At 40.4% G+C, this 14,499-nt stretch carries 17 protein-coding genes; 15 read left to right on the forward strand and 2 right to left on the reverse strand.

The annotated features are described in order from the left end of the window. Nucleotides 1-32 precede the first annotated feature (32 nt). Genes WC841_01930 through WC841_01945 form a run of 4 tightly spaced genes read left to right on the forward strand, consistent with a single transcriptional unit; the run spans nt 33 to nt 4,344 of the window. Entirely contained in the window at nt 33-1,406 is a 1,374-nt protein-coding gene (locus WC841_01930; protein MFA5828111.1) for a Mur ligase family protein, read from the forward strand. Next, the gene (murA, locus tag WC841_01935; protein MFA5828112.1) at nt 1,407-2,735 is read left to right on the forward strand and encodes a UDP-N-acetylglucosamine 1-carboxyvinyltransferase; all 1,329 of its coding nucleotides are present in this window, start codon (nt 1,407-1,409) and stop codon (nt 2,733-2,735) included. It begins immediately after the preceding gene. Next, nucleotides 2,735-3,769 carry a hypothetical protein gene (locus WC841_01940; protein ID MFA5828113.1) on the forward strand — a complete coding sequence of 345 codons (1,035 nt, stop codon included), beginning with the start codon at nt 2,735-2,737 and terminating at the stop codon, nt 3,767-3,769. The genes murA and WC841_01940 overlap by 1 nt, the downstream gene beginning before the upstream one ends. After that, nucleotides 3,751-4,344: a hypothetical protein gene (locus tag WC841_01945; GenBank protein MFA5828114.1), complete on the forward strand. Its 594-nt coding sequence runs from the start codon at nt 3,751-3,753 to the stop codon at nt 4,342-4,344. The genes WC841_01940 and WC841_01945 overlap by 19 nt, the downstream gene beginning before the upstream one ends. On the opposite strand, the gene WC841_01950 is transcribed toward WC841_01945, so the two are convergent. After that, on the reverse strand, nt 4,321-4,479 hold the full coding sequence (locus WC841_01950; GenBank protein ID MFA5828115.1) for a lysine biosynthesis protein LysW: 159 nt from the start codon (nt 4,477-4,479) through the stop codon (nt 4,321-4,323). The two genes, WC841_01945 and WC841_01950, sit on opposite strands and share 24 nt — an antisense overlap. A gap of 36 nt (nt 4,480-4,515) precedes the next feature. Here WC841_01950 and WC841_01955 point away from each other — a divergent pair, with 36 nt between their 5' ends. The 11 genes from WC841_01955 to WC841_02005 are packed head-to-tail and all read left to right on the forward strand — an operon-like array spanning nt 4,516 to nt 13,912. Next, nucleotides 4,516-5,337 (forward strand): PLP-dependent lyase/thiolase, encoded by an 822-nt coding sequence (locus tag WC841_01955; GenBank protein ID MFA5828116.1) that lies wholly within the window; start codon nt 4,516-4,518, stop codon nt 5,335-5,337. Beyond that, nucleotides 5,334-6,449 (forward strand): ATP-grasp domain-containing protein, encoded by a 1,116-nt coding sequence (locus WC841_01960; GenBank protein ID MFA5828117.1) that lies wholly within the window; start codon nt 5,334-5,336, stop codon nt 6,447-6,449. The genes WC841_01955 and WC841_01960 overlap by 4 nt, the downstream gene beginning before the upstream one ends. Further along, complete coding sequence (locus WC841_01965) at nt 6,424-7,584, forward strand: FtsW/RodA/SpoVE family cell cycle protein (GenBank protein MFA5828118.1); 1,161 nt, start codon at nt 6,424-6,426, stop codon at nt 7,582-7,584. The genes WC841_01960 and WC841_01965 overlap by 26 nt, the downstream gene beginning before the upstream one ends. Continuing rightward, on the forward strand, nt 7,517-8,614 hold the full coding sequence (locus WC841_01970; GenBank protein ID MFA5828119.1) for a glycosyltransferase: 1,098 nt from the start codon (nt 7,517-7,519) through the stop codon (nt 8,612-8,614). Before WC841_01965 ends, WC841_01970 begins: the two co-directional genes overlap by 68 nt. Then, complete coding sequence (locus tag WC841_01975; protein MFA5828120.1) at nt 8,601-8,969, forward strand: hypothetical protein; 369 nt, start codon at nt 8,601-8,603, stop codon at nt 8,967-8,969. The genes WC841_01970 and WC841_01975 overlap by 14 nt, the downstream gene beginning before the upstream one ends. Further along, nucleotides 8,953-10,206, forward strand: coding sequence for a cell division protein FtsA (gene ftsA, locus WC841_01980; GenBank protein MFA5828121.1), 1,254 nt, complete (start codon nt 8,953-8,955; stop codon nt 10,204-10,206). The genes WC841_01975 and ftsA overlap by 17 nt, the downstream gene beginning before the upstream one ends. 8 nt (nt 10,207-10,214) lie before the next feature. Beyond that, nucleotides 10,215-11,357, forward strand: coding sequence for a cell division protein FtsZ (ftsZ, locus tag WC841_01985; protein MFA5828122.1), 1,143 nt, complete (start codon nt 10,215-10,217; stop codon nt 11,355-11,357). Further along, the gene (locus tag WC841_01990; GenBank protein MFA5828123.1) at nt 11,354-12,349 is read left to right on the forward strand and encodes an FtsW/RodA/SpoVE family cell cycle protein; all 996 of its coding nucleotides are present in this window, start codon (nt 11,354-11,356) and stop codon (nt 12,347-12,349) included. The genes ftsZ and WC841_01990 overlap by 4 nt, the downstream gene beginning before the upstream one ends. Before the next feature lie 53 nt (nt 12,350-12,402). After that, nucleotides 12,403-12,717, forward strand: coding sequence for a 50S ribosomal protein L21 (gene rplU, locus WC841_01995; GenBank protein ID MFA5828124.1), 315 nt, complete (start codon nt 12,403-12,405; stop codon nt 12,715-12,717). 22 nt (nt 12,718-12,739) lie between these two features. Continuing rightward, nucleotides 12,740-12,997, forward strand: a complete 258-nt coding sequence (locus tag WC841_02000) for a 50S ribosomal protein L27 (GenBank protein MFA5828125.1) — start codon at nt 12,740-12,742, stop codon at nt 12,995-12,997. Nucleotides 12,998-13,057: 60 nt separating this feature from the next. Beyond that, nucleotides 13,058-13,912 carry a ParB/RepB/Spo0J family partition protein gene (locus tag WC841_02005; GenBank protein MFA5828126.1) on the forward strand — a complete coding sequence of 285 codons (855 nt, stop codon included), beginning with the start codon at nt 13,058-13,060 and terminating at the stop codon, nt 13,910-13,912. On the opposite strand, the gene lepB is transcribed toward WC841_02005, so the two are convergent. Next, nucleotides 13,909-14,499, reverse strand: coding sequence for a signal peptidase I (lepB, locus tag WC841_02010; protein MFA5828127.1), 591 nt, complete (start codon nt 14,497-14,499; stop codon nt 13,909-13,911). The two genes, WC841_02005 and lepB, sit on opposite strands and share 4 nt — an antisense overlap.

Raw genomic sequence — 14,499 nt, forward strand, 5'->3', positions numbered from 1 at the left:
GACTTTTAGACTTTTAGACTTCATAAATTAATATGCATATTCACGTTATAGGGATTGCCGGTACCATGACTTGTCCCCTGGCCATCGCCTTAAAAAAAGCCGGTCACACTATCACCGGATCAGACCAGGAAAAAATATACCCACCGATAAGTACAAATTTAAAAAATGCCGACATCCCCATAAACACCCTCAAGAACTTTAAAATTGTTGATTTGGCAATTATCGGCTCTTCCTATTTATCGTTTTCTAACACAAAAAGCGAGTTTGATATCATAAAAAAACTTAATATCCCCTACATTTCCGCCACCAAATATGTCGGCCAAAATATTGTCAAAAAAAATTCGATATTGGTCGTCGGCACCGGCGGCAAAACCACAATCACAAGTCTAATAACCTGGATCTTTCTGAAGGCAAAACTAAATCCCAACTATATGTTTGGAGGCCAAAGCCTAAACAAAATTCCCTCCCTCGATTTCACCACCGGGGACTGGTCGATTGTTGAAGGCGATGAATCGATAAACGGACTAGATACTAAAGCAAAATTCCTTTACTACCCGGCAAAATATGTCATTCTAACCGGTGCTAATTGGGAACACAAAGAAAGCTACAAAAACGAATCTGACAATCTGGAGTCTTTTCGGACACTTATCAAAAAAATCCCTCCGGACGGGTTATTGATTACCAATTCGCTAGGACACAAAACCGAAACGCTCTCCCTAGCCTCACGAGCCAAGGTAATTTTTTATAATGGGCAAAAGTCAGATTACAAAATAATCAAAAAGGAAATATCTCAAATTTCAAAATTAACTTTTGTTACTCCTAAAGGCAATTTATCGATAAAAACCAGTCTTCTCGGTACATTTAATTTTGAAAACATCCTTGCCGCCGTCACTTTGTGCATGGAAATTGGAATTAATCCCAAAATTATCCAAAAGGCGGTATCTTCCTTTAGGGGAATCAGCCGAAGATTGCAGAAAATTATTTCAAAAAACAACCTTCACTTTTACGATGACTTTGCTCAATCTCCCGAAAGAATCAAGTCGGCACTCGACGCTGTCAAGCTTCATTTTCCAAATCAAAGAATTTTTGTTTATCTTGAACCTCACGCATCATTTCTTCTCACCACATCCGGGCTTATCGGCCTTGGAAACGCCCTGTCGGATTGTACAAAAATAATTCTGTCAAAAATTCCATTCAAAACCAATATCCCAATCTCTACTCGGGCTACGGCAAAACACTATTCCGACGAGATTGGTGATAACCTTATATATATTCCTCAAAACAAAGAGCTTTATAAATATTTCCATCAAACGTTAAAACCAAACGATATTCTGGTTCACTTTAGCTCTGGAGGAGCAGAAGGTCTCAAAACCTTCAAAAAAATTACTAGTTATCGCACACAATAAATGTCAAGATACGTCATCAGTGGGGGAAAGCCACTATCGGGCGAAGTGTCCATTCGCGGCGCTAAAAATGCCAGCTATAAACAACTTATTGCCACATTACTCACCGCTAAGACTTGTCAATTAACCAATGTTCCTCAGATATCCGACATAAGAATAACCGAAAGCATTGCCAAAAGTCTTGGTTCCAAAGTTACCTATACCGGAGAGCACAGTCTGGAGGTAAAAACCCCAAAAATTACCAACTCAGCCGTCCCTATGGGAGTCGGTGAAAAATCAAGGTCGTCGTTTATGTTTGCCGCCCCTCTTTTGGTCAGAACCGGATCCGCCACCGTTCCGATTCCGGGAGGAGACAGGCTCGGTGCTCGACCACTAGACCGTCTTTTTGATTGCTACAGAACGATGAATATCCAAACCGAGGAATTCCCAAACAAAATTTTTTTTCGAACCGACAAGATAAAACCAACCCACTATACCTTTGCTAAACCATCCCACACCGTTACCGAAGTAATAATTATGACTGCCCTGGCCGCAACCGGAGAAACGATTATCGACAACGCCGCCAGAGAACCGGAAATCGATGATTTGATAAGCATGCTCAACTCTATGGGTGCCACCATTCAGCGAGACCCAAAGAATTCCGGTCGGATTATCATCCAAGGTGGTAAGTCACTAAATGGAACCAACCATCAAGTCATCTCCGACAGAAACGAATCTGTCACTTTTGCCTGTGCCGCCCTTGCCACGAAAGGATCGGTAAATATTTTACGAATTGACCCAAAAATTATTTCTAAATTTTTAACTACCATTGAAGCCATGGGAGCAAAAGTATATAGGGGAAAAGACGAAGTTGCCGTCACCTGGTATCAACCACTAAAAGCCATCGACATTGAAACAGAGCCGGAACCGGGATTTATGACCGATTGGCAGGCACTTTTTACTATTGTACTTACTCAGGCAGTCGGGTGTAGCAGTATTATCGAAAGAGTCCACCCGTCTCGATTCCAGCATATTAAAAATCTTGAAATCATGAATGCAAAAGTAAAATATTTTAATCCTGAAATCAACCACCCCGAAAACTATTACCACTTTAATCCGGAAAACGATCACTCGGACTACTTCCATGGTGTCAAAATTTACGGACCAACCAAGCTAATCGCCAACAACTTTTCAATCAATGATTTAAGAGCCGGCGCATCGATCACTCTGGCGGCCATTACTGCTGAAGGTAAATCAGTGGTCGACGGGGTTGAATATATTGAAAGAGGCTACGAAAAACTAGCCGAACGTCTTTGTTCCCTCGGAGCTCAAATAGAGTATATTAAAACATAATGACACATTTGTATTTGGGTTTGATGCTATTTTCGTTTCTTTCAACCAGTATTTTGGTGATTCCCTTTATTAACCTTTTATACAAGTTAAAATTTCAACGTCAAAAGCAAAAAACCCTTGATTTTCAAAATAAAAGAACTCCCATTTTTGACAAGTTTCATTCCCAAAAATCCGGAACTCCGGTGGGAGGTGGACTTTTGATTATTCTCTCCGTCTGCATCCTTTTTATTTTTCTTTTCCCAATATTAAAGGTAGCCAAAATTTTTATCTCTAGCAATTACCAAATTAATCGTGAACTGGAAATAATTTTCTTTACCTTTATCAGTTTTGGGCTTTTAGGTCTCTACGATGATGTGATGAAATTCTTTGGTTTCAAAAAAACAGGCTTTTTCGGGCTAAGAATGAAACACAAACTACTTTTGCAAATGTTTCTCTCTACCGTTATTTCGTTCATGATGTATTTTGGCCTAAACATCAACTTCATCTATATTCCTTTTTTCGGCGCCGTCAACTTGGGTCTCTTTTTTATTCCGATATCATCAGCCCTAATTATCGGTTTTGCTAATTTCTTTAATATCACCGATGGTCTTGACGGCTTATCCTGTGGTCTTTTAATGATTGCTCTTTTTGCTTTTTGGGTACTAGCCGGAAACTCTCTGGACACTCCGATTTCTCTTTTTTTGGCTCTTTGGCTAGGAAGCTTGATTGCATTTTTGTATTTCAATATTTTTCCGGCCAGGCTATGGCTAGGCGACGTTGGAGCCTTATCGTTTGGGGCCACCTTCGCCGTGATAGCTCTGCTATTAGGCCGCGTGGTTCCTCTCCTAATCGTTGGCGCACCATTTATTGTAGAAGGGGGAAGTAGTGCTATCCAAATAATTTCTAAAGTTTATTTCCACCGAAAACTTTTTCCGGCCGCCCCACTCCACCTCACTTTGCAAACCATGGGCTGGGAAGAACCAAAAATAGTCACCAGGGCTTGGCTAGCCGGTATTATATTAGCTATCTTTGGATTATGGTTGGGGCTAAACTAATTTCCTTGCTAGAAAAGGAAGTGAACAATTACCTAAGAATACCTTACTTATATGGCGGCAAAAACACCTGGGAAGAAATCAAAAAGAATTTTTCAGAATACAAACAGCTCAAGAAAAACAAACAAGGAATAGACTGCTCTGGACTGGCCTATCATCTCCTCGACTATTATTCAAAACTTTTGGGACTAGGCAGCATTTACGGTCATCTGATAGGCACCGAGGGTAAAAGAGGGGCTAGTCGAGTATCGGCCAATTTATTTACATCTCCCCCAAACTCATTTCCTTTATACACTTATTCCGACATCCGAACCGGAGATTTGATTAGGCTAGATTCCGGCCGACATATCTTGTTCGTCCTGGAATACAAAAAATCGCAAATTCGCTATGTTCACAGCAGCCACAAAACCAAAACTAGGGGGGTCCATTTGGGGGAAATTCAAATTGTTGACCCCTCAAAAACCTTGGATCATCAAAAATGGAATGAAACCTACTCCAATGGAAAAAATTACTCCTCAATTTTCAACCAAAAAAATGGTGACGGAATCTTTCGCCTATTTCTCTTCAAACAACTCTGATATCTTTAAAGGCTTCAAACCAACTATTTCAACCTCTGTCCCACACTCCTGACATTCGAGAATTTCACCAACCTGCAAGACACCCTTTGTTTCTATTTCCGACTTACAATCTGGACAAAATATTTTATCTTCCATAACAAAATTATATAATCAATAAACCTCAGTTATTATATGACATCAACACCCCTAATAAAACTAGAAAACTTCTACCTGAAAAGAGAAGATAAAAATCAAACCGGTTCGATAAAGGACAGGGCAATATCACTGCAAATAGAAAATCTCGTTGGCAAAGGTATCTCGGCGGCGGTTATCTCCAGTACCGGCAACGCCGCCATTTCCGCTCTCTATTATTGCTCCAAATCAAACATAAAACTGACCATCTTTCTTTCCCCAAAGATCAACCTGTCAAAACTATCACTCATCACTGAAAAAACAAAAAACTTTATCATTTCCGACAGACCAATTAGTGGTGCCTTTAAATATGCCAAAAAAACCAATAGCTTTTTGCTCCGACAATCCACCGATCCCATAGCTCAAATCGGCTATCAGTCGGTCGGCTTGGAGTTATCAAAAGATATACCCGATATTACCAGCATATTTATGCCGGTTGGCAGCGGGACAACCTTGTTGGGCATTTCAAAGGGGCTCCCAAAAACTGTCAAAATTTTTGCCATTCAGCCCGCCTCTCACTGCCCCATCAGCCAAACATTTGACCCTCAATATATCAAAGAATCACACACCATCACCGATGCCCTATCCGTAAAACTTCTGCCCCTAAAGTCAGATATTTTAAAAACCATTACCGAGTCCGGTGGAGGAGGCATGGTTGTCCAAAACACAACGGTTGTTGAAACTCAAAAATTTCTCCTCACAAATAACATTTTTACTTCACCGGAAGGCGCCTTGGCCTTGGCCGGGTTCCTAAAGGCTGAAAAACTGGGAATCAAAGTTGGTGCCTACCCCGTAATTATTTTAACGGGTGAACAAAGATGACATCAAATTTGCTATCCGCTCTAAACCAATCTCCATACTACTATTTCTTCCTGGTTGTCGACGACTCGCTTAGAATCTCCCTCCCGCAGCTAAAATATTTCACCCCGGTAAACTCCAATCAGTTCGACAATGAACTTAACTCAGGTAAGCTTCTTTCAAATCCAAAAGTAAGGGACTTTATAGAAACTACCTCAAAAAAACACCATAAATTACCGGCAATTATCCCATTTAAACCATCCGCCAAAATCGATTTTATCTGTAAAAATAGAAATTGGCTTAAAGTCAGTAATGACAGTAGCTTAAACCGTGTAATTGAGGACAAATTAAAATTTCCGCTAATCTGTAAAAATCACGATATTCCGATTTTGCCGTTTATTATCGACAAGCTAAATAGATTATCTTTTGAAAAGGCCAAAAACCTACTCGGCCCCGAACTTATAATCCAAACTCACTTTGGTTGGGCCGGTAAATCCACTTTTCAGGCAGATTGCTTTGACCATCTCAAAAAAACAATTCCACCCGACACTGTTGTAAAATTTTCACCCCACCTCAAAGAGAGTTACACCCTTCTAAATAACTGCTGCCAAACTAATAAGGGGCTAATCCAAAGTCCACCGGCAGTTCAATTTACTGGGATTAGGTCGCTGACTACCAATCCTTTCTCCACCGTCGGACGTCAATGGCCATCCTTTGCCCCCCCCGATATTATCGACCAGACTTTCAAAATTACCCAAAAATTTTCCGACTATCTTGAAAAGAAACACTATAAAGGTTTCTTTGGTCTCGACTTTATTGTTGATCAAAACAAAGTATACCTTCTCGAATGCAATCCCAGACTAACCGCCTCATTTGCCTTTTATACCCAAATTGAGCTGAAAGCCAATTTAAATCCGCTTTTCCTTTTTCACCTTGCCGAATTTAGTCTTAAAAACTATCTCTTTGACATCACCACCGAACAGACACGTTTCAAAAACCCAAAAATCATCGGCACTCAACTTACCAGAAGAAGCGAGTCAGGCAAAATAGACGGAAAATACGAAACCAATAATTTTATCGTTACCTCTCCCAAAAATTCAACTATAAAAAATGAGATCATCTCCAAAATCAACTAAGCAAACTCTCCGGCTCTCCCCGATTGTTATTTTAACCTTCATCCTTATTCTGATCGGGTTTCTATTTATTTCCATTTCGTCTTTAACCGAAGCCAGTAGTACTATCGGGGATAAATTTTTCTTTTCAAAAAAGCAATTAATCTGGATTGTAATCAGTTGGGTAGTATTCTTTGTCACCTCAAAAATACCCCTCGAAACAATAAAAAAGGCCTCTCCCATTCTTTACTTCTCATCATTATTTTTGTTATTTTTGGTGTTAATTCCCCAACTCGGAAACAAGACCCTGGGCGCCAGACGATGGCTCGACATCGGCTTTACCGAAATTCAACCTTCAGAGATTTTGAAGCTATTTTCAATAATCTATTTTGCCAAACTATTTTCTCAAGCCGATAAAAGAACTATCAAAAACTTATTGCTCTACCTGGGAATTCCCTTTGTATTAATCATTGCCCAACCAAACCTTAGCACTGCCATTCTGATCTCTGCCATTGTTATCACTATTTACTACCTTTCCGGAGGAGAAATCATTCATCTTTTTACCCTCGGTTTTTTTGCTACCATAGTTAGTTTTTTACTGGTTATCTCTTCTCCATATCGAATGGCCAGACTTCAGGGACTGTCTACCGGTTCTTACCATAGCAACCAAATCATTATGGCGCTCGCTTCGGGAGGAATATTTGGAAAAGGGTTTGCTAATTCCGACCAGAAATATCGTTTTCTACCCAAAATATCAACGGATTCCATCGTCGCAGTAATCGGCGAAGAAACAGGAATTATCGGCATTATAACGGTCATTTTACTGTTTATTTTTCTGATCGTAAATATATTTAAAATTGCCAATAGTTCCAAAGATTCATTTGAGTCACTCCTGATCTCGGGAATCGGCTGTTGGATTGCATTCCAAGCGTTAATTAACATTTCGGCCATCGTCGCTCTCATCCCCCTAACCGGAGTCCCTCTTCCCTTCATTTCCTACGGAGGATCATCATTAATTTCCCTCATGTCTGCCATGGGGCTAGTCTACAATATCGAAAGGAATAGACCAAAACTGCTATACTACTCTGCCGATGACAATATACAAAAAGAGAGTAAAAACCATCTGCATAACCGGCACCCACCACACCCCCGCAGTTGAATTAATCAAACAGCTAAAAGCGGATCCAAAAACTTTGTGGAATATAGAATATATTGGCCATATTTATCCCTCAGAAAATCATATTTTACACACCATAATTCCCAAGTTAAAGGTAAACTTTCACCAAATTGAAGGTGGCAAACTTGATCGACGATATTTACCAAATACCATTCGCGGTCTCCCCAAAACCATTAATGCCATTTTTTCCTCGTTAAAAATTATTAAAAAGATAAAACCGGACGTCATCGTTTCCTTCGGCGGATATATTTCTGTCCCGGTAATTATTGCCGGATATTTACAACACGTCCCATCTATTACCCATGAACAGACAACAACCATCAGCCTTTCCACAAGAATTAACAGTTTTTTTGTCAATAAAATTGCCCTCTCTTTTAAAGAACCTACCAACAATCCTAATCTCCCCCAGGACAAAACTGTCATTACCGGAAATCTTTTAAGGTCAGACATCTATCGGCAGAAATCCCCAAAATATAAAATCCTCAATAATGTTGTCAGCAAATACCCACTGATTTACATTACCGGTGGCAATCAAGGCTCTTCTCCCATTAATTACATTATCGAAAAAGTTATAAGAAAAATAGCACAAAAATACACCATTATCCATCATACCGGTAAAATTGATTATCCGCACTTTAAAGAAAAATTTGTTGGTGAAAAAAATTATTATCCAACTGAATTTGTTGATCTTGAAGACATTGGTTGGGTTTTAAACAATGCCAAAATTATCATAGGCCGATCCGGAGCCAATACCTGTCAGGAGATTGTTGCGCTTGAAAAAAAATCCATCCTCATCCCGCTACCTGTCTCACAACAAGACGAACAGCTTCTGAATGCTGTTTGGACCAAAAAAGCACTCCCGCTTCAAACTATTATTGTCCCACAGTCAAGACTGACAGCAACAAAAATATATAATTCTATAGCTGCTCTGGAAAAGATTCAGATGAACTCACCTTGCCTCCTCCCTAAACCAAATAAAAAAATTCTTAATCTAATTTATGAAATTATTTAAAAAAATTTTTATTCTATTATTGCTTCCCGTCTTACTTGTTAGCAGTTTTGCAATTTTAATTAAATCCCAAAACATACCGCACCTGAATCCGATCTCCGGAAACAATAATTACCGCCAAAACCTGGAAAAAGCCTTTGTCCTGGCCGATATTAAACCACAAAAAATTACTCACCGGGAGTTTTTAAATGAGGTTGAATTTTACCTCGATGATATTCTAATTATCCTCTCTACTCGAAAAGATCCATTTTGGCAAATTTCATCTTTACAAGATATTTTAAAAATAGCTAAAATTAACCATCAGGTTATTACATTTATCGATCTGAGCTCTGCTCATCCGTATGCAACAACACTCTAAAATCATAAATGGTGTCGATATCGGCACCACTAAAATTACGACTATAATAGGACAATATTTTGAAAATGAAGATCGCTTTAATGTCGTCGCTGTTTCCTCTATCCCAAGCCTGGGTTTTCGAAAAGGACAAATTATCGACCTAGACCAAGCCACTCAAACCATTACACAAAGTATAGAATCTGCCGAGCGAATGGCTGGTTTTCAAATTAATGATGCTTGTGTCTCTATCGCTGCCAGCCACATTGAATCCATAAATTCCCAGGGGGTCGTTGCCATCAGCGCCCAAAACGGCGAGATTGAACCGTCTGACATTGAAAGAGTAGTAGAGGCAGCAAAGGCCGTTTCTTTACCAGCCGGCAAGGAAATCATTCATGTTATTCCCCATATCTACACTGTTGACGGCCAAGAGGGAATCGTTGATCCGGTCGGAATGAACGGGATTAGACTCGAAGTGGAAGCCCACATAATTGTTGCCAGTAGCCCGGCTATCAAAAACCTTAAAAAATGTTTTACCGATATTGGAATCAATATTAATTCGCTCGTTTTCTCAGGGCTTTCAACAGCAAAAGCCGCTCTGACACCGACAGAAAAAGAACTTGGGGTGGCTCTTGTAGACATTGGGGGTACCATAACCACCATCACAATATTCAGCGAAAGCGCTCCCGTCTATTCCGCGGTCATCCCCATCGGAGCAAACAATGTCACTAATGACCTTGCTATCGGATTACGTTTCTCCCTTGAAGACGCGGAAAAAATAAAATTAAAATTAGCAAAAATTATCGAAACCAAAAAGTACGAAAATGAGATTGAGCTTTCCCATTTCGGTATATTAAATGATGAAAAGAAGAAGATATCAATCCAAACTGCTGTTTCCGGCATTATAAAGCCGAGACTAGAAGAAATATTTAGCCTTATTTACAATGAAATCGGTAAAAGTGGTTTTCAAGAATCAATCCCGGCAGGGATAGTCTTGACCGGCGGTGGCGCTCTGACAGTAAATGCCAAAGACATATGTTCAAAAATCATTCCCTTGCCACTTCGTATCTCCGAGCCACCTAAAGTCGGCGGCATCGTTGATGACATAATAAACCCATCCTTTACCAGTTCTGTCGGACTCCTTATGTATCATCTTGAAGAAAGTAAAAAAAATAATTTCTCCACCCTTAAGAAAATCAAAAAACCATCTATAAACCTCTTCGCCAAGATTAAAAGTTTACTGGAACCGATTCTACCTTAGGTAATTTTATGGGTCTTATAAGAACGCTAAACGGGCAGTTTGCTAAAATTAAAGTTATCGGAGTCGGGGGTGGTGGTAATAATGCCATAAACTCCATAATTTCTGATGATAGTATCAAGGGAGTAGAATTTATTGCCGTAAATACCGATTCACAAGTCCTCCTAAACTCTCAGGCATCGATTAGAATTCAAATCGGTGAAAAACTTACCAAAGGTTTGGGTGCCGGCGGCAATCCACAAATCGGCCAACAAGCCGCTGAAGAATCAAGAGAAAGAATCAAGGAAGCTTTGGCTGACACCGACATGGTCTTTATAACCGGAGGTATGGGAGGAGGAACTTGTACCGGTGCCGCTCCCGTCATTGCCCAAATAGCCAAAAAAGAACTAGGAATCCTGACCATTGCCGTAGTTACCAAGCCATTCCTCTTTGAAGGTAGCCGAAGAATGACCAACGCTGAAGACGGAATTACGGAACTTAGAGAAAACGTTGATACTTTAATTGTAATTCCAAACCAAAAAGTTATGGATGTAGTCAACAGTAAAACATCCTTGCTCGAAGCCTTCAAAATCGCCGACTCGGTCTTGAACAAAGGCACAAAAGCTATTGCCGATCTCATCACCGTTCCCGGACTTATTAACCTCGACTTTGCTGACATAAAGTCCGTCATGAGCAACGCCGGATCGGCTCTTATGGGGGTCGGAGAAGCGCAGGGCGAACAAAAAGCAAAAGAAGCCGTGGAAGCTGCTATTGATTCACCCCTCGTTGACGTTGATATAAATGGTGCCAGGGGAGTTTTGATCAATATCACCGGAGGACCTGATCTGACGATGGCTGAAATTGAGGAATCAGCAAAAACCATTACCGAACATACCTCACCAGAGGCAAACATTATTTTCGGAGCCACAGTCGATCCCGACTACAAAGACAAAATCAAAGTTACCGTAATCGCCACCGGTTTTGATACTAGCCGATCAAGAATCTACTCATCGCCAAAAGTTGTATCGCCGTTAAAACAACAAACCTTACCCACAGAACATCCCCCCGCCGCCAACCCACAAATCCAAAAGATACTTGAAGGCCAGGAAATCCCAAAAGGTATCGATATTACTGATGAGTACGACATTCCGGCCTTTCTTAGGAAAAATAAATGATCAATAAAAATTGGTTGCCGGTATTAATAACCCTTTGTATCTTGATGTCCATTAATTTATTGATGGTCAGTTCTCTCGCCCCGGTCTATCTTTTCCGACAAATATTGGCCTGGGTAATCGGTATACTTCTTTTTTTTGTCGGAAAACAAATCAACCCCAAAATAATGAGTATCTCAAAATTTCCGATATTCATTGTTTGCTGTTTCCTACTCGTGGTCCCGATTATTCTCAACAATATCACCCGAGGTTCCCGAAGATGGATTGATCTTGGTTTTACCTCGATTCAACCCTCAGAAATTGTAAAGCCATGGTTAATGATAAATTTAGCCAATTCCGCTCTTCCGTTTACTCATGCCATCCCGGTTGCAATTGTTATGGCCCAACCTGATCTCGGCAGTGCCATCTCTATTTTGTTTCTCATGATCCCAGTTGTTCTTTTCAACAAAAAACTAATAAAAATATCGATCGTTTTGGGAATAATCGCGCTAGCAGTTTCACCGATTATTTATAAATATGTGCTTCATGACTATCAAAGAGATCGTATCATTAATTTTATCAACCCAAACCAAGACCCTCTGGGTAAAGGCTATAATGTTATTCAGTCAAAAATAGCCATAGGTTCAGGAGGAATCTGGGGGAAAGGCTACAAAAAGGGAACTCAGGGGCAACTTCTTTTCCTGCCCGAAAAACACACCGATTTTATGTTTTCGGCCACCGCCGAAGAACTTGGGCTTTTGGGAGTAATAATTCTTCTGACTTCTTATTACATTCTCATAAACACCCTCATCAAAAAAGCTTTCGCTTCAAAAAATAAAGTTGGTCTCATTTTTACTCTCGGAATAACTATCCAAATATGGCTACAAACAGTAGTCAACATTGGCATGAATATTGGCCTCCTGCCAGTTACCGGAATACCGCTGCCTTTTATTTCTGTTGGCGGATCATCGCTGATTTCATATTTATTTTCCCTGGGAATCATCTATTCATCCTAAAAGCGAATAATTAGTACTGGATAGTTAACTCCTATATGCTATAATCAAAAAGTATGAAATACGCGGTTATTGCCATTTCTGGCACACAATTCAAAGTCGAAGAAAATAAGACTATCACCATTGACAACCTCGATGCCAAAGAAGGCGATATGCTAACTTCAGACCAGGTTCTTTTAACCGTCGACGGAGACAAAGTCACCGTCGGGACCCCCATTGTAAAAAATGCTTCTATAGAATACGAAGTTCTCAAAAATTATCAGGGAAAGAAGCTAAAAGTGTTTACCTATAAGTCTAAATCCAGATACCACAAGACAAAAGGCTTCCGCCACCAATTAACTGATGTAAAAATCACCAAAATAACTTTTTAACATAACATTAAACTCATAAACAATGGCACACAAGGCGTCACAAGGAAAAACAAACCAAAAAGCAAACCGTCCCGGGCAAAGACGGGGGATTAAAGTTTTTGGTGACCAAAAAATTGCCGTCGGTCAAATTATCGTAAGACAGGTTGGCAGCAAATTTCACATCGGTGAGGGAACCAAACTCGGAAAAGATTTCACCGTCTATGCAGGAAGACCCGGTATTGTAAAATACTATTCTAAATACGGCAAAAAATATGTGTCGGTTGTAAAGGCCAAAAACTGATTTAGTCTGTTCTATTTTCACTCACTTTTTTCACGGGCAGTTTCATAGTAACCTTACTCTATGAAACCAGTGACTCAAATTGCGACCAACCAGTTGGAACCAAACCCTCTTCAACCCCGGGGGGTAATCAGTCCCGATTCAATTTCTGAGCTTATCGACTCGATTAAGGAACACGGCATTCTGGAACCTCTAATTATCGCCAAAACACCGGCCGGATTTCAGATAATTGCCGGGGAAAGGCGATGGCGCGCCGCCAGATATTTAAAACTCGAATACGTTCCGGCTATTATCAAAGAAACTAGCCCCCAACAAATGTTGGAAATGGCTATCGTTGAAAATGTCCAACGCAAAGATCTCAATCCTATCGAACGGGCCAAGGCCTTTCATCGTCTCAAAGAAGAATTTAACCTGGACAACCACCAGATTGCCAAAAGAGTCAGCAAAAGTATCCCCTATGTCATAAACGTTTTAAAACTCCTTACCCTCCCGGACGCCCTCAAAGACGGTCTGCTGTCCGGATTGATAAGCGAAGGTCACGCAAGAGCATTATCAGGTATCGGCGACACTAGACTTATGATTGAGGGTTATAAAATTGTTCTCAAAGAAAAAGCCTCTGTTCGTCGGGCCGAAGATATTGCCAGAAGGATGAGAAAAAAAATCGAAGAAGGCACCATCCCCATTAACAAAGAAAACCTGCCTCAGTTTTTAAAGTCTAAACTCGATAATATCAGCACCGACCTGGAAACAAGTTTCCGCGACAAACTGGCAAAGGTAAAAATCACTCAAACCAATATCCTAACCAAAGTTACTTTCCAATTCCGTGGACCAATTGATCAGCGATACCAAAATCTCCGGACTCTCTACAAACAAATCTGCGCAAAAGATATCCAGGAAGAAAACAAACCCGAAAATTAAAACCTGACCGCCGGAACAAAACCAAGTTTATCCAGTGGTTTGTAGATAAAAAATGCTTTCCCGATTATCAGCTCTTTTTTAATCGGGCCAAACTCCCTGCCGTCTCTGGAATGCGACCTGTTATCACCAAAACACAAATAATGCCCGGCCGGGACAGTCACTTCAACTCCCTCCACGCTATATGATCCGGCCGATGTCACATAATCATCAGGCAAAAAATCCTGCTTTAAAAAACTACCATTAAGATATACCTGCCCACCGGAGACCTTTATCCTGTCGCCGGGAATCCCGATAATTCTTTTAATATACTCACACTCATCCTCAGCACACGGCTCCGATGGGGGAGCCTTAAAGACCACCACATCACCCCTTTTTGGATCAGAAAATTGGTATGTCACCTTGTCCGTCAGCAAATATTCCCTGTCCAAAAAGTTGGGCACCATCGAATTTCCCTTAACTTCATTCGGCTGGGCCACAAAAAGATACAGTAACACAAAAACGGATAAGGCCAATACAATCGATTGGACAAACTCTAAAATAAAATTACCAACTGAAAAACCATTTTGCAATCTAAAATTAATCCTCAT

This window comes from Candidatus Shapirobacteria bacterium, from assembly GCA_041659325.1.
GTDB lineage: Bacteria > Patescibacteriota > Microgenomatia > UBA12405 > UBA12405 > JBAZYN01.

What these genes read in the sequence shown, in the direction of transcription:
- ftsZ (MFA5828122.1), top strand. Translation starts at nt 10,215, where the DNA reads ATGGGTCTTATAAGAACGCTAAACGGGCAGTTTGCTAAAATTAAAGTT.
- WC841_01965 (MFA5828118.1), top strand. Translation starts at nt 6,424, where the DNA reads ATGAGATCATCTCCAAAATCAACTAAGCAAACTCTCCGGCTCTCCCCG.
- ftsA (MFA5828121.1), top strand. Translation starts at nt 8,953, where the DNA reads ATGCAACAACACTCTAAAATCATAAATGGTGTCGATATCGGCACCACT.
- lepB (MFA5828127.1), bottom strand. Translation starts at nt 14,499, where the DNA reads ATGAGGATTAATTTTAGATTGCAAAATGGTTTTTCAGTTGGTAATTTT.
- WC841_01955 (MFA5828116.1), top strand. Translation starts at nt 4,516, where the DNA reads ATGACATCAACACCCCTAATAAAACTAGAAAACTTCTACCTGAAAAGA.
- WC841_02000 (MFA5828125.1), top strand. Translation starts at nt 12,740, where the DNA reads ATGGCACACAAGGCGTCACAAGGAAAAACAAACCAAAAAGCAAACCGT.
- WC841_01970 (MFA5828119.1), top strand. Translation starts at nt 7,517, where the DNA reads ATGACAATATACAAAAAGAGAGTAAAAACCATCTGCATAACCGGCACC.
- WC841_01950 (MFA5828115.1), bottom strand. Translation starts at nt 4,479, where the DNA reads ATGGAAGATAAAATATTTTGTCCAGATTGTAAGTCGGAAATAGAAACA.
- WC841_01960 (MFA5828117.1), top strand. Translation starts at nt 5,334, where the DNA reads ATGACATCAAATTTGCTATCCGCTCTAAACCAATCTCCATACTACTAT.
- WC841_01975 (MFA5828120.1), top strand. Translation starts at nt 8,601, where the DNA reads ATGAAATTATTTAAAAAAATTTTTATTCTATTATTGCTTCCCGTCTTA.
- WC841_01945 (MFA5828114.1), top strand. Translation starts at nt 3,751, where the DNA reads ATGGTTGGGGCTAAACTAATTTCCTTGCTAGAAAAGGAAGTGAACAAT.
- WC841_01940 (MFA5828113.1), top strand. Translation starts at nt 2,735, where the DNA reads ATGACACATTTGTATTTGGGTTTGATGCTATTTTCGTTTCTTTCAACC.
- rplU (MFA5828124.1), top strand. Translation starts at nt 12,403, where the DNA reads ATGAAATACGCGGTTATTGCCATTTCTGGCACACAATTCAAAGTCGAA.
- murA (MFA5828112.1), top strand. Translation starts at nt 1,407, where the DNA reads ATGTCAAGATACGTCATCAGTGGGGGAAAGCCACTATCGGGCGAAGTG.
- WC841_02005 (MFA5828126.1), top strand. Translation starts at nt 13,058, where the DNA reads ATGAAACCAGTGACTCAAATTGCGACCAACCAGTTGGAACCAAACCCT.
- WC841_01990 (MFA5828123.1), top strand. Translation starts at nt 11,354, where the DNA reads ATGATCAATAAAAATTGGTTGCCGGTATTAATAACCCTTTGTATCTTG.
- WC841_01930 (MFA5828111.1), top strand. Translation starts at nt 33, where the DNA reads ATGCATATTCACGTTATAGGGATTGCCGGTACCATGACTTGTCCCCTG.